Source organism: Mesorhizobium tamadayense, from assembly GCF_003863365.1.
Taxonomy (GTDB): domain Bacteria; phylum Pseudomonadota; class Alphaproteobacteria; order Rhizobiales; family Rhizobiaceae; genus Mesorhizobium; species Mesorhizobium tamadayense.
In genome coordinates this window covers 25,109-43,634 of the sequence record NZ_RQXT01000041.1, presented here as the reverse complement: position 1 = coordinate 43,634, position 18,526 = coordinate 25,109, and the positions used below count along the sequence as shown (strand labels likewise).

Here is an 18,526-nt window from a genome sequence, read left to right as displayed (position 1 = left end):
CGTGCCCTCGCAGGCATCTCGGACATCGCCGGCCTGACGGACTTCCCGACGGGAAGGGCCTACCGGCATGTCTGGACTGTTGCGTATCCGCTGGGCGATCGCGCCGAAAATCGCGCCTCGGCCTCTCATCAACTGCAATCGCTGCGGCGGCGTCAGACCCTATCGATGCAGCGGTAAATTCCGTGTGAACGCCAACGGCAAGCGCATCGACGCCTGGCTGATCTACCGCTGCGTCGACTGCGACAACTCCTGGAACCGGACCATACTGGAGCGCCGCAGCCGCCGCGACATCGCGCCGGCGCTGCTGGCGTCCCTCGAAAACAACGACCCTGCGCTGGTGCGCTGCCACGCGTTCGATGCCCCTGCGCTGAGAACCTGGATCGGGCGCGTCGAGGAATTTCCCGACGTAGCCGTTCAAAAACAGGTGCTGGATGGCAGCATGGAAAACACCATGGTGGAACTCCAGCTTTGGCTCGAAACGACAACGTGCTTGCGCCTCGACCGCTTGCTCGCCCGCGAGTTCGGCATCTCCAGATTGAGGCTTCAGACCTGGGAGGAGCGGCGATTGTTGGTTGTGGCACCTGACGGCGCCAGGGCGCTACGCAAGCCGGCCCGGACAGGAACCGCAATCCGCATCGATCTGGTTGGCGAGCCCGATCGGGACATCGTCATCTCGGCCGCCGGCGGATAAAAGAAAGGAGGGAGCACGCCCGTGCTCCCTCCTTTGATGACTGCTACGGGAAAGGCGCCTTACGCCGCGCCCATCACCTTGGCCGATTTCTCGAAGCGCTTGCGCTCGTTGGGGTCGAGATAGAGCTTGCGCAGCCGGATGGTCTTCGGCGTCACCTCGACCAGCTCGTCGTCCTGGATCCAGGCCAGCGCGCGTTCCAGCGTCATGCGGACCGGCGGCGTCAGCTTGACCGCCTCGTCCTTGCCGGCGGCGCGGATGTTGGTGAGCTTCTTGCCCTTGAGCACATTGACCTCGAGGTCGTTGTCGCGCGAGTGGATGCCGATGATCATGCCCTGATAGACCTTGACGCCCGGATCGATGACCATCGGGCCGCGGTCCTCCAGGTTCCACATCGCATAGGCGACGGACTCGCCCTGCTCGTTGGAGATCAGCACGCCGTTGGTGCGACCGGGCAATTCGCCCTTGTACGGCTCGTAGGCATGAAACAGCCGGTTCATCACGGCGGTGCCGCGCGTGTCGGTCAACAGCTCCGACTGGTAGCCGATCAGCCCACGCGTCGGCGCATGGAAGACGAGGCGCTGGCGGTTGCCGCCGGAGGGGCGCAGTTCCACCATCTCGGCCTTGCGCTCCGACATTTTCTGCACGACGACGCCGGCATGCTCCTCGTCGACGTCGATGACGACTTCCTCGACGGGTTCCAGCAGTTCGCCGTTCTCGCCCTTCTGCATGACGACGCGCGGCCGCGACACGGCGATTTCGAAACCTTCGCGGCGCATCGTCTCGATCAGCACCGCAAGCTGCAGCTCGCCGCGGCCGGAGACGAAGAAGGAATCCTTCTCCGGCGATTCCTCGATCTTGAGCGCGACGTTGCCCTCGGCCTCGCGCAGCAGGCGGTCGCGGATGACGCGGCTGGTCACCTTGTCGCCCTCGGTGCCGGCGAGCGGGCTGTCATTGACCAGGAAGGACATCGTCACGGTCGGCGGGTCGATCGGCTGCGCGTGCAGCGGCTCGGTCACGGCCGGATCGCAGAATGTGTCGGCGACGGTGCCTTTCGACAGGCCGGCGATCGCCACGATGTCGCCTGCTTGCGCTTCCTCGATCGGCTGGCGCTCGAGCCCGCGGAAGGCGAGGATCTTGGAAATGCGGCCTGTCTCGATCTGGGTGCCGTCATGATGCAGCACCTTGACCGCCTGGTTGGACTTCAGCGAGCCGGACTCGATGCGGCCGGTGATGATGCGGCCGAGGAACGGATTGGCCTCCAGGATGGTGCCGATCATGCGGAACGGACCGGGATGCACGGTCGGCGCCGGCACATGCTTGACGACGAGGTCGAACAGCGGCGCCAGGCCCTGGTCCTTCGGGCCTTCCGGGTTTTCCGAGACCCAGCCGTCGCGGCCCGAGCCGTAGAGGATCGGGAAGTCGAGCTGCTCGTCGGTGGCGTCGAGCGCCGCGAACAGGTCGAACACTTCGTTGACCACCTCGATGTGGCGGGCGTCCGGACGGTCGATCTTGTTGATGACGACGATCGGTCGCAGCCCCACCTTGAGCGCCTTGCCGACGACGAACTTGGTCTGCGGCATCGGCCCTTCGGCGGCATCGACGAGCACGATCGCCGAATCCACCATCGACAGGATGCGTTCGACCTCGCCGCCGAAGTCGGCGTGTCCGGGCGTGTCGACGATATTGATGCGGATGCCGTGCCAGTCGACCGAGGTCGCCTTGGCGAGGATGGTGATGCCGCGTTCCTTCTCGAGGTCGTTGGAATCCATGGCGCGCTCGGCGACGCGCTGGTTGTCGCGGAAGGCGCCGGACTGTTTCAGAAGCTGGTCAACGAGGGTGGTTTTCCCATGGTCGACATGCGCGATGATCGCGATATTGCGGATGTTCATGATCTGGTCTCGGGAGCGTTGCAGGCAGCAGGCCCAAAGGGCGCTGCCTTTTTCGGTTGCGCGGCTCATACAAGGTTTTTCGCATTTGCGAAAGGGGAGGCCGCGCCCCAAATACATGGTCACTGATTCTTAAACGTCTTGGTGTGAAATGATTCCGTTAACCAAGGCGGAACCTTTGAGGGGCCGGGCAGTTCGATGTTCATGACCGATCAGATGTCCAGATTGCGCCCGGTTTTGGCATGGACGGCGCTTGGTCTGCTGCTTGCAGCCGGCGTAGCGCAGTCGGCGACGGCGCTGAGAGAGACCGATTCCATCCAGCCGCCTGAAGCCAAGACCGCGCAGCAGATGTTCGCCGACGCCCCCGACGGTGTCGACCCGATCGTCACCGGCCCGGTCAGCGCCGCTTTCAAGCAGCGCCAGAAGGCGAACAACTGCGACAGCGCGGTGTGGCCGAACGTTCCCGCGGCCTGCTATCCGGATTGAACCAAAGCCATAGGAATGCGGCAAGCGTAGCGATCCTTCCCGCCGGCGTTCGCCTATTATCGAAGCATTCTCCCTACGCCGACCGTACCGGATCGAGCGTGATCTTGTAGAGCTGGTTGTCGTCGCGATCCATCAGCCGCACGGTGAGCTGCTCGGTGGCGCCGGAAATATCCACCAGCCCGAAGAACTGAAGACCGGCTGACGGCGGCAGGTTCTGGCCCTCCTCGGCGGTCGGCGCCTTGATGAACTTCAGCTCCGGACCGAAGGTCTTGTCGAGATCGTTGGGGCCGAAAGTGCCGGCGTGGATCGGGCCGGAGACGAACTCCCAGAACGGATTGAAATCCTGGAACTGCGCCTTGTCGGGGTTGTAATAATGCGCCGCCGTGTAGTGGACGTCGGCGGTGAGCCACACCGTGTTGGTGATGCCGGCGTTCTTGATGTAGCGCAGCAGATCGGCGAATTCGAGCTCGCGGCCCTTCGGCGCGCCATTGTCGCCATTGCTGACCGCTTCGGCGCCGGCCTTCTTGACACTATCGTTCCAGACGACGAGGCCGAGCGGCATGTCGGCGGCGATGATCTTCCAGGTCGCCTTGGAGTTCGCGAGCTCGCGCTTCAGCCACTGCGTCTGCTGCTCGCCGAGCATGCGCGACTTCGGCGTCAATGTCTCTTCCATGCCGGGGCCGTTCGGCCCGCGATAGGCGCGCATGTCGAGGAAGAACACGTCGAGCAGCGGCCCGTGGGCGATCTTGCGGTAGACGCGGCCGGGCTCGGACGGCTCGTAGCGGATGGTGGTCATCTCATGGAAGGCCCGCGCCGCGCGGGCCGCCAGCACATGGATGGATTTTTCCGTGTAGCGGTTGTCGGCGGTCAGATCCTTCGAATCCGACCAGTTGTTCAGCACCTCGTGGTCGTCCCACTGATAGAAGGTCGGGCAGATGGCGGATAGGCCAAGCACGTGCTTGTCCATCATGTTGTACTTCCACTGGTCGCGGTACTCATCCAGCGTCTCGGCGACCTTGCGCTTGCCGTCGATCATGACGACGTTCTTCCACTTGCCGCCGCCCGGCAGGTCGACTTCGTCCTTCATGGCGCCGTCGCCATAGATCGTGTCGCCGGAATGCAGGAAGAAGTCCGGCGTGTGCCTGGCGATGGTGGAATAGGTCTTCATGCCGGTCTCGTCGATGCCCCAGCCCTGGCCAGCGGTGTCGCCCGACCAGGCGAAGCGTACGTCGCGCTTCGAGGCCGGCGCGGTGCGGAAGCGGCCGACGATCGGCTCGGAGACGGCATTGATGTCGGAAAGATCGGCCGCGACCATGCGGTAGAAGATGTCCTGGTCGGAGGCGAGGTCGGTGAGCAGCCGCTTGACCGTGTAATCGCTCGCAGGCGAGGTATCGAGCGGCGCCAGCTTGACGGCGTCGGCGAAGCTTTCCGTCGTCGAGACTTCGTACATCACGCGCGCCGGGCGGTCGGTGCGGGTCCAGACCATGCCGGAGGTGGCGTCGACATCGCCGGACTGGACGCCATGGGTGAAGGCCGGGCGCTGGCTGGCGCGGGAATAGTAAGGCAGCGCGAGACCGGAGGCGCCGACCAGGCCAAAGGCGCTGGCCGAGGTGACGAAAGCGCGGCGGGTCAACGAAAGCTTGTTCATGGCTGTCTCCGGATGGCGTTGAACGGGACCGCCAAACTCCGGCCTCAATGTTTCAGGCGCATCTCGGAATCATGAAGTTTTGATAACAGTGAACAAGGCTATCTCCCCCCTTGAGGGGGAGATGTCGCCGAAGGCAACAGAGGGGGGGTCGTCTCGCGTAGAGCGCCGGCGTCATCTCTCGTAGCGGAAGGTGTTGGAGCTTCACGCGAGGCGACCCCCTCTGGCCGCTTCGCGGCCATCTCCCCCTCGAGGGGGGAGATTGGCGCCTACGCCGCCTGCGGCTCCGGCTCGAATGCCGGCTTGCTCGTATTGATCAGCAGCGAGATACAGGCCGCCGCGATGCCGGTCATGCCGGCGATGAGGAAGGCGAGCTCGTAATTGCCCTGCAATTCCCGCATCGTGCCGCCGAAGGCAGCAGCCGCGGCCGCGCCCACCTGGTGGCCGGCGACGATCCAGCCGAAGACGATCGGGCCGCTGCGGTCGCCGAAGGCTTCGTTGGCGAGCCTCAGCGTCGGCGGCACGGTGGCGATCCAGTCGAGCCCGTAGAGCACGGCGAAGATGATGAGGCTGACCGCGGAGAAGCCGGAATAGGGCAGGTAGATAAGCGACAGGCCGCGAATGCCGTAATAGACGCCAAGCAGCTTGCGCGGGTCGAAGCGGTCGGTGAGCCAGCCCGACAGCGTCGTGCCGATCAGATCGAAGATGCCCATCATCGACAGCAGGCCCGCGGCCTGCACCTCGCCGATGCCCATGTCGCCGCAGAAGGCGATCAGATGCGTGCCGACCAGACCGTTGGTGGTGAAGCCGCAGATGAAGAAGGTCGCGAACAGGTACCAGAACACCCTGGTACCCGCGGCGCGGCGCAACGTGTTCAGCGTGTGCGCCAGGAAATTGCCCTGCGATGCCGGCGATGTCGGCGGCACGTCGTCGGCCTCGGCGCCATAGCGCACCTGGCCGATAGAGGCCGGGCGCTCGGGCACCAGCAGAAAGACCAGCGGCACGAGAGCAGCGGTGGCGATCGCGATGGCAATGGCGACCGGCTTCCAACCTCCCGACTGGGCTAGCGAGGCGAGCAGTGGCAGGAACACCAGCAGGCCGGTGGCGCTGGAGGCAGACATCAATCCCATCACCAGGCCGCGATTGGTCTTGAACCAGCGATTGACGATGGTGGCGCCGAGCACGGTCGCGACCGCGCCCGAACCGATGCCTGAAAACACCCCCCATGTGATCAGCAGATGCCACGGCTTTGTCATCAGCAGGCTGAGCGCGGTAGAGCCCGACATCATCAGGAGCGAGGCAAGCAGCGTGCGGCGCAGCCCGATCCTCTCCATCAACGCCGCGGCAAACGGCCCGGTCAGGCCGTAGAGGAAGATGCCGACCGCTGCCGCTAGAGAAACGACATCGCGGCGCCAGCCGAAGCTCTCTTCCAATGGCAGCATCATGACCGCCGGTGCGGAGCGAAGGCCGGCCGCTATGAGCAGGCAGAAGAAGATGACGGCGACGACGACAAAGGCGTAGCGCTGGCCAAACGGGCGGGACTGAGCTATCATGTTACTGACCGGTACGTTGCAATGGAGTTGCACCATACATACGTACCGGTCAGTAACATTGTCAAGCGAGTTTGGTGAATGTCATCGGACAATAAAATTGAAGCGTCGATCAGCGACACCCACGCCACGCCAGCACCCAAGGCCGCCGACAAGATCCTTGGCGTCGCGCGCGACCTGTTCTACCGCGAGGGCATCCGGGCGATCGGAGTCGACGAGATCGTCAAGCGCGCCGGCGTTACCAAGCCCAGCCTCTACCGCAGCTTTCCGTCGAAGGACGAGCTCGCCGCCTCTTATCTGCGCCAATACGACCTCGAATTCTGGGAGCGTTTCGACGAAGCCGTCGACGCGCATCCGGGCGACCCGCGCGCCCAGATCATCGCCTTCCTCACCCGCGTCGGCAAACGCGCGCAGAAGCCGGACTACCGCGGCTGCGGCATGACCAACGCCGCGGTCGAATATCCCGAGCACGGGCATCCCGCGCGGGTGGTGAGCGAGAACAACAAAGTGGAGTTGCGCCGGCGCCTGCGCGCCATGGCCGCGGCGATGGGCGCGGCGGATGCCGACACGCTCGGCGACGGGCTGCTGCTCCTGATCGAGGGCGCCTATATCAGCGGCCAGTTGTTCGGCCTCGGCGGGCCAGCGGCGTCGGTCGCCCGCAACGCCGATCTGCTGATCGAAGCCAGCTTGAAGAAATAACGATTGGCGCTACGCTCCGGCAGCTTGAAACGGAGTTGTCAGCGATGCGTGTTCTTTTGGTTCCGCTTGCTCTCGCTGGTCTCTCCCAGGCAGCCTGTGCCGGCGACATTTCCAGCGCCTACACCGATCTCGACTGGAAGAAGGACTGCGTCACCTATGCGCAGGCGCAAGAAGGCGACGGCGACTGGGCGAGCCTCGCCTGCGCCGGCTATCGCGGCTATCCGGTGCTGGTCGGCTACGACGACGCCCGCGAATCCGTCTATTACGGCTTTCCCTCCGACGACATGACCGCGGTGTGGGAGAGTTTTTCCGGGCTCAATACCGCGGGTCCGAAAGTCGAGTGGCGCATCGAAACCAGCGGCGATAAGGCGGTACCCTTTGCCGTCATTCACCGCCGCGAGATCAGCAATCCCGAGAACGAGAACAAGCCAACCGAGGTGCTAGTCGTCGCCAAGGTGGCGCAGCCGGAGGAGCGTGAGGGCTGCACCGTCGGCCTGGTGCTCGCCACCGGCAACCCTCAGGCCAACGACCAGGCGCGCAAGCTCGCCGACGAAAAAGCGAAGAGCTCCGCTTGCGGCAAGGACAAGCGCGAGGTTATCGGCAAGGTGCCGGACTTTGGACGGGTGGATAACTGACTACTTAGCTGCCTTCGCCCGCTCGATTGCGTCGACGATCATCTTCTTGGCATATTTGGAATCGTGCCAGCCCTCGATCTTGACCCATTTGCCGGGCTCAAGATCCTTGTAGTGCTCGAAGAAGTGCTGCACCTGCTGGCGGGTGATTTCCGGTAGGTGCGTGTATTCGGTGACGTTCTCGTATCGCAGCGTGAGCTTGGGCGAGGGAACCGCGATCACCTTCTCGTCCTGGCCGGCATTGTCTTCCATGATCAGCACGCCGATCGGCCGCACATTGATGACGCAGCCCGGCACCAGCGCGCGCGTGTTGCAGACCAGCACGTCGATCGGGTCGCCGTCGCCCGACAGGGTATGCGGCACGAAGCCGTAATTGCCGGGATAGCGCATCGAGGTGTGCAAGAAGCGGTCGACGAACAGCGTGCCGGCCTCCTTGTCCATCTCGTACTTGATCGGCTCGCCGCCGATCGGCACCTCGATGATGACGTTGACGTCCTCGGGCGGATTCTTTCCGGTGGCTATCGCTTCGATACGCATGGCTCAAATCCTCTCTCGATTTCGGAAACCGATAGCGGGCGAAGCGTCATGGTGCAATGCGGCGAATGGTGCGGAGCGCCAATGGGACCGCACACTTTGTGATGGCCTGTAACCTGATGCATGTCGCCCAAAAGTGCGCAGCGGTTTTGGGAGGGCCACATGCATCAAAACAAAGACCTAAGGAGCGTCGCCTGCCGCGACGCAACTTAGCCGGGGCCCGTCATTCCCAGACGAAGGCCACCTTCTTCAGCGCCTTCTGCTCGAAGATCTCGACGCCTTCGGCGATGTCGCGGCCGCCATTGCCGGCATAGAAGGCTAAAGCATTGTAGTTGTCTTCCAGCGCCCACACCACCAGGCCCCGGAGACCATGGTCGGCAAGGCGCGCCCGCGCCGCCTTGAACAGCCGGCTGCCGAGCCCGATGCCCTGATATTCCGGGCGCAGGTAAAGCTCGTAGATCTCGCCCTGCTGCCTGAGCTCGCGGGCGCGGTTCTTGCCGATCGTGGCATAGCCGGCGACCGTGCCGCCGATCTCGATCACCAGCACCGTTGCCGCCTTGCGAATCGCGTTCGCCCACCAGTCGGGGCCGCGGCGATTGATCATGGCCGTCAGCGTGCGGTGCGGGATGATGCCGGAATAGGCTCCGCGCCAAGCCTCCTGATGCACTTCCGCGATGGCGCTTGCATCGCGAGGGTCGGCTTTCCGGATGTCGATCGTCAGCGTGTTCATGATTTGTTAACCATAGACCCGCTTCGTCCGCTTGCAAAGAGTCCGCTCTGTCGCGCCGGCGCTTTCGCACAAGGAGACGACACGCTGGTGAGACTAGGTAGAGCCGGCCTGGAAATGCGTTCTGCCGAGGCGGATGACGTGATTTTCGAGAATCGAAGCGCAGCGGACTTTCGGGTCCGTGAGCATCGGAAGCGCAGAAAATCGCGTCAGGCGTCCGGCAGAGTAGCGTTTACAGGCTGGCTCTCAGATTTCGACGAGGTGGTCGTCAAGCTCGTTGGTGTCGCCGGCGGTGACCGGGAAATGCTCGGCGAGCACCGCGCCGACCGATTCGATCGCCTGGACGAAGCCGTCGGCGAGACGGTCGTCGCCGGCGTGCCGGGTCAGCTCGCGCACCACGCCGTCCCAGACATGCTGCCCGACCTTTGAATTGATGCCGCTATCGGCGACCACCTCGGCATAGCGCTCTGCGATGGAGACAAAGATCAGCACGCCGGTGCGCGCGCTCGTGCGATGGACGTTGCGGGCGAGGAACTGCTTCATCGCATTGGCGTGCGCCGCCTGGTAGCGCAGCCGTCTCGGCACAAGATGGATGCGCCAGCCGGGCAGCGCCCATAGAAGCACCAGCACGGAGCCAAGCGCCAGAAGCTGGGCAAGCACGAAATGCGGCAGACGGATGGTCAGCCACGAGGCTTCCAGCCCGTAGGCCACCGCGAGGCTAACGATAAGCGTGGCGAGCGCACCCGCGAACGCGGCCGGGAAGAAATAGCCGTCGCTGGATTGCGCCACGACGCAGTATACCTCGCCGTCGGTCTTTGCTTCCACAACGCGGATCGCCGCGGCGATGCGGTCATGGTCCTCAGGGCTGATCGGTCGCGTTGCCATTGTCCCTCACCAGCTTCCCGAGGAGCCGCCGCCGCCCGACGAGCCGCCGCCACCGGAAAACCCGCCACCGCCGCCACCGGACGACCAGCCTCCGCCGCCCGACGACCAGCCGCCACCTCCTCCGGAGGATCGCCGGCTTGGCCCGAAGGTCATGCCGAGCCAGCGGTAGCGGCCCGGGCCGATCTTCTGGCCGAAGATCGGGGGCAGCACCGTCAGCGCGATGCTGCCGAAGAAGATGAGCACCCAGATGGTGATGAAGATGGCGAAGAACAGGTCGTCGGAGTTGAACGGCGCCTGCTCGTTGCGCTTGCCGCGCGCCTCCAACTCCTCCGGATTGCCCTCCAGCACCATGATCATGTCGTCGACGGCCTTGCTGATGCCGCCGGCGAAGTCGCCGGCGCGGAAGGCCGGCACCATGTCGTTTTCGATGATCAGCTTGGTGTGCAGGTCGGTCAGCGTGCCTTCCAGCCCATAGCCGACCTCGATGCGCATCTTGCGGTCGTTGGGCGCGACCAAGAGCAGGACACCGTTGTTCTCCTTGGCCTGGCCGAGCTTCCAGAACCGGAACAGCCGGTTGGCGTAAGGCTCGATCTCCTCGCCGCCGAGGCTGGGGATGGTGGCGACGACGATCTGGTCGGAGCCTTTCGTCTCGAAGTCGGCGAGTTTCTGCGTCAGCGCCGCGCGCGTGCCGGCATCGATGATGCCGGCATTGTCGACGACGCGGCCGGTGAGGGCGGGGAGATCGGCGGCAGGGGCGGCGAGGGGGAGAAGGAGGCAGAAGAGAATAAGCAAAACGCCGACGAAGGCACTCCGGCCCACCCCCCTCTGGCCTACCGGCCATCTCCCCCGCAAGGGGGGAGATTGGCAGCTTCGTTGCCGGCCATCTCCTTCAGACGCCGAAAATTGGCGAAAGGGCAGATGACGTCCCATCTCCCCCCTTGCGGGGGAGATGTCCGGCAGGACAGAGAGGAGTGTGACGGAACTCAAGGTTGACAGGCTCGATAGGATTCAGTGACGCTCACCCGCCCTGCTTGGTGCCGAAATTCACCTTCGGCACCTGCAGCTTGTCTTCCTCGACGGTGAAATTGGCGAACGGCTCGTTGCCGCGGAACCAGAGGGTCGCCCACAGCACCGACGGGAAGGTCCTCAGCGTCAGATTGTAGTCCCTGACCGCCTGGATGTAGTCGCGGCGCGACACGGCGATGCGGTTCTCGGTACCTTCGAGCTGCGCCTGCAGGGCGAGGAAATTCTGGTTGGCCTTGAGGTCTGGATAGTTCTCAGACACCGCGATCAGCCGCGACAGCGCGCCTGTCAGCCCGGCCTGGGCGTCCTGGAACTTCTTCAGCGCTTCGGGGTCCTTCAGCGTATCCGGCGTGACCGTGATCTGGGTTGCCTTGGCGCGCGCCTGGACCACCGCGTCGAGCGTGTCCTTCTCATGCGAGGCGTAGCCCTTGACCGTCTCGACCAGGTTCGGGATCAGGTCGGCGCGGCGTTGATACTGGTTGAGCACCTCGCTCCAGGCCGCCCTGGCGTTCTCCTCGGCCGTCGGGATGGTGTTGTAGCCGCAGCCTGCAAGCAGCGGCAGGACGAAAGCCATCATCAGCAAGGCGGGCAAGTTGCGGAAAGCGGAGGGCAGAAAAAGGCGCGCGGCGAACATGATTGGTCCCCTCGGATCAAAGTTGCGTGCGAAGCATTACCACAATCTGCGCGCAAGAAAATGACCGGTGACGCCGCAGCCTTGGTCTTGCCGCCCACCTCTGTGAATGCGCGCGCGAACAGGCTAAGCTCCCGCCCCGAAAGGACATTTGCCATGGCTGAGCGCCGGGACGACGAGAACGAATCGCACCGCATCCTGGAGCGCGTCGCGCGTGAGACGACGCCCGGCGCATCGTTCGTCGCCCGCTCCGCGAAGGCAGCGCGCGACCGCGTCACCGCGGCGGACGTCGACCGTTCCGATCCGATCGAATATTGGGGTACCCGCATTGGCCGAACGCTCGGCCTCGTCGCTGCCATTGGGCTGCTCGCCTGGCTGGTGTATGCCGCCATGCAAGGTGGCTAGGAATCAAACTCCATGAATGCTGAAGGAACCGACGCGCCGCGCGCGGTCATCGTCATCTCCAGCCATGTCGCCCGCGGCTCGGTAGGCAACCGCGCCGCGGTCTTCGCGCTGGAGACGCTCGGCTTTCCGGTGTGGGCGGTGCCGACCGTCATCCTTCCCTGGCATCCCGGCCACAGCCGCGCCACCCGCATCGTGCCGCCGCTCGACCAGTTCAAGGCGCTGATGGCCGATCTCGAGCACGCGCCATGGCTGGGCGAGGTCAGGGCGGTGCTATCGGGCTATCTCGGCGAGGCCGGCCAGGCCGAGGCCGTCGCCTCACTGGTCGCCGCCGTCAAGGCCAAGACCCCTGGCGCCCTCTATGTCTGCGACCCGGTGATGGGCGATTCGGGCGGGCTTTATGTGCCGGAGCGGACCGCCATCGCCATGCGCGACAGGCTGATGCCGATCGCCGACATCGCCACGCCCAACCGTTACGAACTGGAATGGATGGCCGGCGCGCCGCTGCCGGATATCAAATCGGTGACGGCGGCAGCCCTGCACGCCGGTCCCTCGACCATGCTGGTCACCTCGGCGCCGTCGATGATGGCGGGCGGCACCGGCAATTTCCTGCTCGACGGCAGCCAGGCGCTGCTGGCCGAGCACCGCGTGATCGAGAAGCCGCCGAACGGCCTGGGCGACCTGACGGCTGCCGTCTATCTCGCCCGCATCCTCGCCGGCCAGCCGCCGGTCAAGGCGCTGCAGTCGACCACGGCCGCCGTCTACGAGATCCTGGCGCGCACGGCAAAGCGAGGCGGCGACGAGCTGCAGCTCGAAACCGACGCGCAGAGCCTGTCGCATCCGATGGCCATGGTGCAGCTTCGCCACCTCCTCCATCCCGGGCGGGACAAGCGGGCGTGACGCCAGGCGGCGTGCTGGCCGGCGTCGACGGCTGCAAGACCGGCTGGATCGCCATCCATCGCGAGCCGGATGCTGCGCCGTCGGTCTCGGTCTTTCCGAGCTTCCAGGCGCTGCTCGACGCCTTGCCCGGCGCCACGATCGCTGTCGACATGCCGATCGGCCTGCCGGATTTTTCCGGCCGAGGCGGACGCGGGCCGGAGGCGCTGGTGCGGCCGCTTCTCGGGGCGCGGCAATCGAGCGTCTTTGCCATCCCGTCGCGCGCGGCGCTCTACGCCGACACCAGCGACTTCACGACCGTCGAGGCCTGGTATGCGGCGCACCGGCGGGCAAGCGCGGTGGCGTTTGCCACCTCCGATCCGCCGCGCGGCGTTTCCATCCAGGCCTTCGGCATCTTTGCGAAAATCCGCGAGATCGATGCTGTGCTGATCGCTCGACCGGATCTGCGCGGCCGCATCTTCGAATCGCACCCGGAAGTCGCCTTCTGCCGGCTGAACGGCGGCAAAGCGATGACGCTGCCGAAGAAGATCAAGGGCGCCGTCAACCCGGCCGGCATGGAGGAGCGCAAGGCGCTGCTTTGCCGGCACGGTTACGAGAAGAGCTTTCTCGACCGGCCGCCGCCAAGGTGTGCCGCGAGCGTCGACTTCCTCGACGCGGCGGCCATGATGCTGATCGCCGGGCGTATCGTCAGCGGCGAGGCTAGACCGTCTCCGGATCCGCCACTGATCGACCGTTTCGGCATCCAGGTCGCGATCTGGGCGTGACCGAGTCATGCCCCTCGCATCGCGAATGCGACGGAGCCATCCGCATTTCGGCATTGCTCGCGACTGGCTTTTGCCGCTAGAGCCTTTCGATCGCAACGAGCTGCCGCCTCCAGCCCCCGGAAAGGCTCTAGCCGCCCATGCCTCACCTCCCCGAGCACCTCCTCGCCGGCTATCGCAATTTCATGAACGGCCGCTACCCCGCCGAAAGCGGCCGCTACCGCTCGCTGGCGCGCGAAGGCCAGGCGCCCGAGACCATGATCGTCGCCTGCTGCGATTCGCGCTCGGCACCCGAGGCGATCTTCGATGCCGGGCCGGGCGAGCTTTTCGTGCTGCGCAATGTCGGCAATCTGGTGCCGCCCTATGCGCCGGACGGCGAGTACCATTCGACTTCGGCCGCGCTCGAATTCGCCGTGCAGAGCCTGAAGGTCAAGAACATCGTGGTGATGGGCCATGGCCGCTGCGGCGGCATCCGCGCCGCGCTCGACACCAATTTTGCGCCGCTGTCGCCCGGCGATTTCATCGGCAAATGGATGAGCCTGATCGCGCCGGCCGCCGAGACCGTGTCGTCCAGCACCTTCATGACGGCGACCGAGCGCCAGACGGCGCTGGAGCGCATCTCGATCCGTTATTCCATCGCCAACCTCAGGACCTTCCCCTGTGTTTCGATCCTCGAGGGCAAGGGCAAGCTCTCCCTGCACGGCGCCTGGTTCGACATCTCGACCGGCGAGCTCTGGGTGATGAACAAGGAGACCGGCGATTTCGAGCGGCCGGAGCTTTGATGGAGGGATAATGCGTCGGAACTGCCGGAATTTCCTTCTCGCGACTGCTTTGCTGCTGACCTCGATCGTGTGCGCCAGCGCCGACGATAGCGCCGTCATCGACCGGTGGTATTCGGCGCTGCTGGCGGCCGACCGCACCGAATTGTCGGCCCTGCTCGCCGACGACGCGCGCATGACGCTCGAGGACCTTGGCGTCGTCCAGAGCAAGCAGGAATTCATCGACTCGATTGACCAGTGGCAGGACGCGGTCGCGGGTGCCGCGATCCGTCACCGCATCGAGAAGAGCGAGGACGGCAAGACTACGGTGCTCGCCTGCTACGACTTCCCCGAGAACGACACGCTGATGCGCGAGACCTTCACCGTCGCCGGCGGCCGCATCACCGCCAGCACCCAGACCGCGATCGCGCAGGACTGCAGCGCCTACTGAGCACCGAGCAATTTCAGGAAAAGCGCATGGCGGTCTTCCGTCCGGAATTGCGCAAACAGTTTGTTGCGCGGTGCGCGGCACCGCCCTACATCCGAGGCAGCCCGCCTCCAAATCAGCCCCCCGGAACCGCTCATGTCATCCTCGAAAACCGTCGACCTCGCCGCCCATCCACTGACGTTCTGGCAGAGGCCGCTCGGCCTGCCGGATTTCACCCGTATTGGCGACAATGATTTCGGCCCCGTCTTCGACGCGGCGCTCAAGGCGCATCAGGCCGAGATCGACGCCATCGCCGGCAACACAGAGGCGCCGACCGTCGAAAACACGATGGCCGCGCTGGAACTTGCCGGCGAGCCGCTCGACCATGTCTCGTCGATCTTCTGGTGCCGGGCCGGCGCCCACACCAACGACGCCATCCAGGCCCTGGAGCGCGACATCTCGCCGAAGATGTCCAGGCATTTCTCGGCGATCTCGATGAACGAGAAGCTGTTTGCCCGCATCGACGACCTCTATCAGCGCAGCGAGAGTCTGAACCTCGATCCCGAAACGCTGCGCGTTCTGGAAAAGACCTGGAAAGGTTTTGTACGGTCCGGCGCCAAGCTCGATGCCGATGGCAAGAAGCGCCTGGCGGCCATCAACGAGGAGCTCTCCTCGCTCGGCACCAAATTCGGCCAGAACGTGCTGGCCGACGAGCGCGACTGGGCGCTGTTCCTCGACGAAGCGGACCTTGCGGGCCTGCCGGACTTCCTGAAAAGCGCCATGGCCGAGGCCGCCGAGATGCGCGGCCAGAAGGGCAGGTATGCCGTGACGCTGTCGCGCTCGATCTACGAGCCGTTCTCGACCTTTTCCGAGCGCCGCGACCTGCGCGAGACCGCCTTCCGCGCCTTCACCATGCGCGGCCAGAACGGCGGCGCCACCGACAACACCGATGTGGTGCGCGATATGCTGAAGCTGCGCGCCGAGAAGGCAAAGCTGCTCGGCTACGAGTCTTTCGCGGCGCTGAAGCTCGACGACACGATGGCGAAGACACCGGACGCCGTGCACGAGTTGCTCGATCCGGTCTGGGAAAAGGCCCTGGAGAAAGCGGCCGCCGACCAGAAGGAACTGCAGCGGCTGGCGACGGAAGCCGGCAGCAACGAAAAATTCGCCGCCTGGGACTGGCGCTTCTACCAGGAGAAGCTGCGCGCCGAGAAATTCGCCTTCGACGAGGCGGAGCTGAAGCCGTACCTCCAGTTGGAGCGCGTCATCGATGCCTGCTTCGACGTCGCGACGAGATTGTTCGGCATCAGCTTCGAGGAGAAGAAGGGTGTCACCGTTTGGCATCCTGATGCCCGCGTCTTCGTGGTCAAGAACGCCGATGGCAGCGAGCGCGGCCTTTTCCTCGCCGATTATTTCGCGCGGCCGTCGAAACGCTCCGGCGCCTGGATGAGCGCGCTGAAATCCGGCTACAAGCTTGGGGAAGGCGCCAAGCCGGTCATCTACAACATCATGAACTTCGCCAAACCGCCGGCCGGCGAGTCCGCGCTGCTGTCGGTCGACGAGGCGAAGACCCTGTTCCACGAATTCGGCCATGCGCTGCATGGCATGCTAACCGACGTCACCTGGCCGTCAGTCTCCGGCACCTCGGTCAGCCGTGATTTCGTCGAGCTGCCCTCGCAGCTTTACGAGCACTGGCTGACGGTGCCGGCGGTGCTGGAAAAGCACGCGCTGCACGTCAAGACCGGCAAGCCGATGCCGAAGGAGCTGCTCGACAAGATGCTCTCCGCCCGCACCTTCGGCGCCGGTTTCGCCACCGTCGAGTTCACCGCCTCGGCGCTGATCGACATGGCCTACCATGCGCGCCCGGATGCGCCGCAATTGCCGCTTCATTTCGAGACCGAAACGCTCGAAAAGCTGCACATGCCGGACACCATCGCCATGCGCCACCGCACCCCGCATTTCGGCCATGTCTTTGCCGGTGACGGCTATTCGGCCGGCTATTATTCCTACATGTGGTCGGAAGTGCTCGACGCCGACGCCTTCTCGGCTTTCGAGGAGACGGGCGACCCCTTCAATCCGGAACTCGCCGTGCGGCTGAAGAAAAGCATCTACGCCGCCGGCGGCTCGAAGGACCCCGAAGAGCTCTACACCGCCTTCCGCGGCAAAATGCCGTCGCCCGAGGCGATGATGGTGAAGCGAGGGCTGGTGTAGCACGGATAAATCTCCCCCCTTGAGGGGGAGATGGCCGCAAAACGGCCAGACGGGGTCGGTCCGACTGGGCTCGACCCCTTATCGCAGGCGAAGGAGGTTGGCGCCCTACGCGAGACGACCCCCTCTGTCGCCTTCGGCGACATCTCCCCTTCAAGGGGGGAGATTATCAGCGCCACGGATCCGCCACCCTTGGCCACATCGGCCGCTTCAGCTTCTTGTAGTCCGTGACCGCCGGATTGCTCGGATAGGAGCTCGGCGCCGTCACATAGATGATCTCGGCGGCGATGGGCGCGAAGCCGGCGTAGAAATGGTTGGTCGACTTGACCAGCAGGATATCCTTCGACAACGGATCGATGCCGATGTTCGAAAAAATGTCCGGCTCGAAGGTCTGCGTGCGGTTGGTGTTGAGGATGACGTCGGCCTCCGTCCCTTCGATGCGCACCACCGCTGACGGCCCCAGCGTCACCCGGCTCGGTCCGAAACTCTGCCAGCCTTCGCTGACGGCCTTGAGCACCGTAACGCGCGCGTCGATCGGCTCGCCGGCCTGTGGGCCGGCCTTGCCGCCGAAGCGCAGGTCGATGACGGCACCCTCGCCGGCGGCGTGGCAGAAGGTCACCGCGATCGGGTCCCAGATCGTCGCCACGCCGACACTCTTGACGCCGCGCGCCAAAAGCTCGCGCAGAACGATGGTGCCGTCGCCCGGCACGCCGCCGCCCGGATTGTCCCAGATGTCGGCGATCACCGCCGGCTTGTCCCGGCGTTCCGCGCGCACGGCAAGCGCCCGCTCGATGCCGGCGGAGGCGGAGAGCATCGTCATCGCGGTCTTTTCGCGCAGGGCATAGAGTTCGCGCCCCAGCTTCTGCGCCAGTGCATCGCCCTTGTCCTTGTCGTTGTCGGTGACGACCAAGATGCGCGTGCCCATCTCCGGCACGTCGGCGGCCATGAAGCCATGGACCACCGAGACCGACAGCACGCCGTCCTTGCCGTGCAACGCCTTGATGCGGTCGACGAAGGAGCGCATCGGCTCGCGGCTCGTCGGCAGCACCTGGATCATGCGGCAGTCGAAGGTCGAGATCACCGGCTTGATGTCGCCGCGTGCCGCGGCTAGGCCGAGGTCGACGACATGCTCGCCGCGCTCGTAGAAATCGGTGTGCGGGAATTCGAGGAAGTAGGCCATGATGTCGGAGGCCGCGACGCGCTTCGGCGTCAGATGGCTATGCGGATCGAACTCCGAGGCGATCACGACCTTCGGCCCGACGATGTTACGCACGCGTTCCAGCAGATCGCCTTCGCAATCGTCATAGCCCTGCGCCACCATCGCGCCGTGCAGACCGAGGATCACCGCATCGACCGGCAAGGCGGCCTTGAGCTGATCGAGGATCTCGTCGCGCAGCGCCTCATAGGTCTGCCGCTGCACCAGGCCGCCGGGCTCCGCCCAGGTGGCGGTGCCTTCGATGACGGTCAGCCCCTCGCCTGCCGCGCGCCGGCGCAGCGCCACGATCGGCGAGGAGCACAGCGTCGGCGTCTCCGGATGCTTTCCCGGACCGGCGTAGAAGGCCATCTCGAAGGAGGCGCGGTCGGTCGGCACCGGCGAGAAGGTGTTGGTTTCCGTCGCCAGCGAGGCGGTGAAGACGCGCATGAACGCTCCGTGCAGTGGACTAACTATTTGTTTTCGCAATTC

The 18,526-nt window shown here is 64.9% G+C and carries 19 protein-coding genes; 10 read left to right on the top strand and 9 right to left on the bottom strand.

Features of this window, described 5'->3' with window-relative positions:
* Nucleotides 1–67: 67 nt before the first annotated feature.
* Nucleotides 68–691 carry a DUF1062 domain-containing protein gene (locus EH240_RS26790; RefSeq protein ID WP_125004250.1) on the top strand — a complete coding sequence of 208 codons (624 nt, stop codon included), beginning with the start codon at nt 68–70 and terminating at the stop codon, nt 689–691.
* Nucleotides 692–750: 59 nt separating this feature from the next.
* On the opposite strand, the gene typA is transcribed toward EH240_RS26790, so the two are convergent.
* Nucleotides 751–2,580, bottom strand: coding sequence for a translational GTPase TypA (typA, locus tag EH240_RS26785; protein ID WP_125004248.1), 1,830 nt, complete (start codon nt 2,578–2,580; stop codon nt 751–753).
* 213 nt (nt 2,581–2,793) lie between these two features.
* Between typA and EH240_RS26780 the strand changes: the two genes are divergently transcribed.
* Nucleotides 2,794–3,063: a hypothetical protein gene (locus tag EH240_RS26780; protein ID WP_245436402.1), complete on the top strand. Its 270-nt coding sequence runs from the start codon at nt 2,794–2,796 to the stop codon at nt 3,061–3,063.
* 73 nt (nt 3,064–3,136) lie between these two features.
* Here the strand turns inward: EH240_RS26780 and EH240_RS26775 are convergent, their stop codons facing one another.
* Together EH240_RS26775 and EH240_RS26770 are read right to left on the bottom strand one after the other, a co-directional pair.
* Nucleotides 3,137–4,711, bottom strand: coding sequence for an alkaline phosphatase D family protein (locus EH240_RS26775; protein ID WP_125004246.1), 1,575 nt, complete (start codon nt 4,709–4,711; stop codon nt 3,137–3,139).
* Nucleotides 4,712–4,977: 266 nt separating this feature from the next.
* Entirely contained in the window at nt 4,978–6,261 is a 1,284-nt protein-coding gene (locus EH240_RS26770) for an MFS transporter (protein ID WP_167484172.1), read from the bottom strand.
* Between the two features lie 78 nt (nt 6,262–6,339).
* On the opposite strand from EH240_RS26770, the gene EH240_RS26765 reads away from it, so the two are divergent.
* Both EH240_RS26765 and EH240_RS26760 read left to right on the top strand, forming a co-directional pair.
* On the top strand, nt 6,340–6,957 hold the full coding sequence (locus tag EH240_RS26765) for a TetR/AcrR family transcriptional regulator (RefSeq protein ID WP_125004244.1): 618 nt from the start codon (nt 6,340–6,342) through the stop codon (nt 6,955–6,957).
* A gap of 44 nt (nt 6,958–7,001) precedes the next feature.
* On the top strand, nt 7,002–7,592 hold the full coding sequence (locus tag EH240_RS26760; RefSeq protein WP_125004242.1) for a hypothetical protein: 591 nt from the start codon (nt 7,002–7,004) through the stop codon (nt 7,590–7,592).
* On the opposite strand, the gene ppa is transcribed toward EH240_RS26760, so the two are convergent.
* From ppa to EH240_RS26730, 5 genes are all read right to left on the bottom strand, one after another.
* Entirely contained in the window at nt 7,593–8,126 is a 534-nt protein-coding gene (gene ppa / locus EH240_RS26755) for an inorganic diphosphatase (RefSeq protein ID WP_125004240.1), read from the bottom strand.
* 220 nt (nt 8,127–8,346) lie between these two features.
* Nucleotides 8,347–8,853: a GNAT family N-acetyltransferase gene (locus EH240_RS26750; RefSeq protein WP_125004238.1), complete on the bottom strand. Its 507-nt coding sequence runs from the start codon at nt 8,851–8,853 to the stop codon at nt 8,347–8,349.
* 243 nt (nt 8,854–9,096) lie between these two features.
* Nucleotides 9,097–9,735, bottom strand: coding sequence for a TPM domain-containing protein (locus EH240_RS26745; RefSeq protein WP_125004236.1), 639 nt, complete (start codon nt 9,733–9,735; stop codon nt 9,097–9,099).
* Between the two features lie 6 nt (nt 9,736–9,741).
* Complete coding sequence (locus EH240_RS26740; RefSeq protein ID WP_206075324.1) at nt 9,742–10,554, bottom strand: TPM domain-containing protein; 813 nt, start codon at nt 10,552–10,554, stop codon at nt 9,742–9,744.
* A 199-nt stretch (nt 10,555–10,753) separates the two neighbouring features.
* Nucleotides 10,754–11,392 (bottom strand): LemA family protein, encoded by a 639-nt coding sequence (locus EH240_RS26730; RefSeq protein WP_125004232.1) that lies wholly within the window; start codon nt 11,390–11,392, stop codon nt 10,754–10,756.
* A 153-nt stretch (nt 11,393–11,545) separates the two neighbouring features.
* Here EH240_RS26730 and EH240_RS26725 point away from each other — a divergent pair, with 153 nt between their 5' ends.
* The 6 genes from EH240_RS26725 (at nt 11,546) to EH240_RS26700 (ending at nt 16,845) form a co-directional block, all read left to right on the top strand.
* Nucleotides 11,546–11,794 (top strand): hypothetical protein, encoded by a 249-nt coding sequence (locus EH240_RS26725; protein WP_125004230.1) that lies wholly within the window; start codon nt 11,546–11,548, stop codon nt 11,792–11,794.
* A 12-nt stretch (nt 11,795–11,806) separates the two neighbouring features.
* Nucleotides 11,807–12,691 carry a pyridoxal kinase PdxY gene (gene pdxY / locus EH240_RS26720; protein WP_125004228.1) on the top strand — a complete coding sequence of 295 codons (885 nt, stop codon included), beginning with the start codon at nt 11,807–11,809 and terminating at the stop codon, nt 12,689–12,691.
* Nucleotides 12,688–13,452 carry a DUF429 domain-containing protein gene (locus EH240_RS26715; RefSeq protein ID WP_125004226.1) on the top strand — a complete coding sequence of 255 codons (765 nt, stop codon included), beginning with the start codon at nt 12,688–12,690 and terminating at the stop codon, nt 13,450–13,452. Before pdxY ends, EH240_RS26715 begins: the two co-directional genes overlap by 4 nt.
* A gap of 137 nt (nt 13,453–13,589) precedes the next feature.
* Nucleotides 13,590–14,231 carry a carbonic anhydrase gene (locus EH240_RS26710; protein ID WP_125004224.1) on the top strand — a complete coding sequence of 214 codons (642 nt, stop codon included), beginning with the start codon at nt 13,590–13,592 and terminating at the stop codon, nt 14,229–14,231.
* Nucleotides 14,232–14,241: 10 nt separating this feature from the next.
* Complete coding sequence (locus tag EH240_RS26705; protein ID WP_125004222.1) at nt 14,242–14,658, top strand: DUF4440 domain-containing protein; 417 nt, start codon at nt 14,242–14,244, stop codon at nt 14,656–14,658.
* 132 nt (nt 14,659–14,790) lie between these two features.
* Nucleotides 14,791–16,845, top strand: coding sequence for a M3 family metallopeptidase (locus EH240_RS26700; RefSeq protein WP_125004220.1), 2,055 nt, complete (start codon nt 14,791–14,793; stop codon nt 16,843–16,845).
* Nucleotides 16,846–17,011: 166 nt separating this feature from the next.
* Here the strand turns inward: EH240_RS26700 and EH240_RS26695 are convergent, their stop codons facing one another.
* Complete coding sequence (locus EH240_RS26695; protein WP_125004218.1) at nt 17,012–18,484, bottom strand: M81 family metallopeptidase; 1,473 nt, start codon at nt 18,482–18,484, stop codon at nt 17,012–17,014.
* Nucleotides 18,485–18,526 lie beyond the last annotated feature (42 nt).

What these genes read in the sequence shown, in the direction of transcription:
- EH240_RS26790 (WP_125004250.1), top strand. Translation starts at nt 68, where the DNA reads ATGTCTGGACTGTTGCGTATCCGCTGGGCGATCGCGCCGAAAATCGCG.
- typA (WP_125004248.1), bottom strand. Translation starts at nt 2,580, where the DNA reads ATGAACATCCGCAATATCGCGATCATCGCGCATGTCGACCATGGGAAA.
- EH240_RS26780 (WP_245436402.1), top strand. Translation starts at nt 2,794, where the DNA reads ATGTCCAGATTGCGCCCGGTTTTGGCATGGACGGCGCTTGGTCTGCTG.
- EH240_RS26775 (WP_125004246.1), bottom strand. Translation starts at nt 4,711, where the DNA reads ATGAACAAGCTTTCGTTGACCCGCCGCGCTTTCGTCACCTCGGCCAGC.
- EH240_RS26770 (WP_167484172.1), bottom strand. Translation starts at nt 6,261, where the DNA reads ATGATAGCTCAGTCCCGCCCGTTTGGCCAGCGCTACGCCTTTGTCGTC.
- EH240_RS26765 (WP_125004244.1), top strand. Translation starts at nt 6,340, where the DNA reads ATGTCATCGGACAATAAAATTGAAGCGTCGATCAGCGACACCCACGCC.
- EH240_RS26760 (WP_125004242.1), top strand. Translation starts at nt 7,002, where the DNA reads ATGCGTGTTCTTTTGGTTCCGCTTGCTCTCGCTGGTCTCTCCCAGGCA.
- ppa (WP_125004240.1), bottom strand. Translation starts at nt 8,126, where the DNA reads ATGCGTATCGAAGCGATAGCCACCGGAAAGAATCCGCCCGAGGACGTC.
- EH240_RS26750 (WP_125004238.1), bottom strand. Translation starts at nt 8,853, where the DNA reads ATGAACACGCTGACGATCGACATCCGGAAAGCCGACCCTCGCGATGCA.
- EH240_RS26745 (WP_125004236.1), bottom strand. Translation starts at nt 9,735, where the DNA reads ATGGCAACGCGACCGATCAGCCCTGAGGACCATGACCGCATCGCCGCG.
- EH240_RS26730 (WP_125004232.1), bottom strand. Translation starts at nt 11,392, where the DNA reads ATGTTCGCCGCGCGCCTTTTTCTGCCCTCCGCTTTCCGCAACTTGCCC.
- EH240_RS26725 (WP_125004230.1), top strand. Translation starts at nt 11,546, where the DNA reads ATGGCTGAGCGCCGGGACGACGAGAACGAATCGCACCGCATCCTGGAG.
- pdxY (WP_125004228.1), top strand. Translation starts at nt 11,807, where the DNA reads ATGAATGCTGAAGGAACCGACGCGCCGCGCGCGGTCATCGTCATCTCC.
- EH240_RS26710 (WP_125004224.1), top strand. Translation starts at nt 13,590, where the DNA reads ATGCCTCACCTCCCCGAGCACCTCCTCGCCGGCTATCGCAATTTCATG.
- EH240_RS26705 (WP_125004222.1), top strand. Translation starts at nt 14,242, where the DNA reads ATGCGTCGGAACTGCCGGAATTTCCTTCTCGCGACTGCTTTGCTGCTG.
- EH240_RS26700 (WP_125004220.1), top strand. Translation starts at nt 14,791, where the DNA reads ATGTCATCCTCGAAAACCGTCGACCTCGCCGCCCATCCACTGACGTTC.
- EH240_RS26695 (WP_125004218.1), bottom strand. Translation starts at nt 18,484, where the DNA reads ATGCGCGTCTTCACCGCCTCGCTGGCGACGGAAACCAACACCTTCTCG.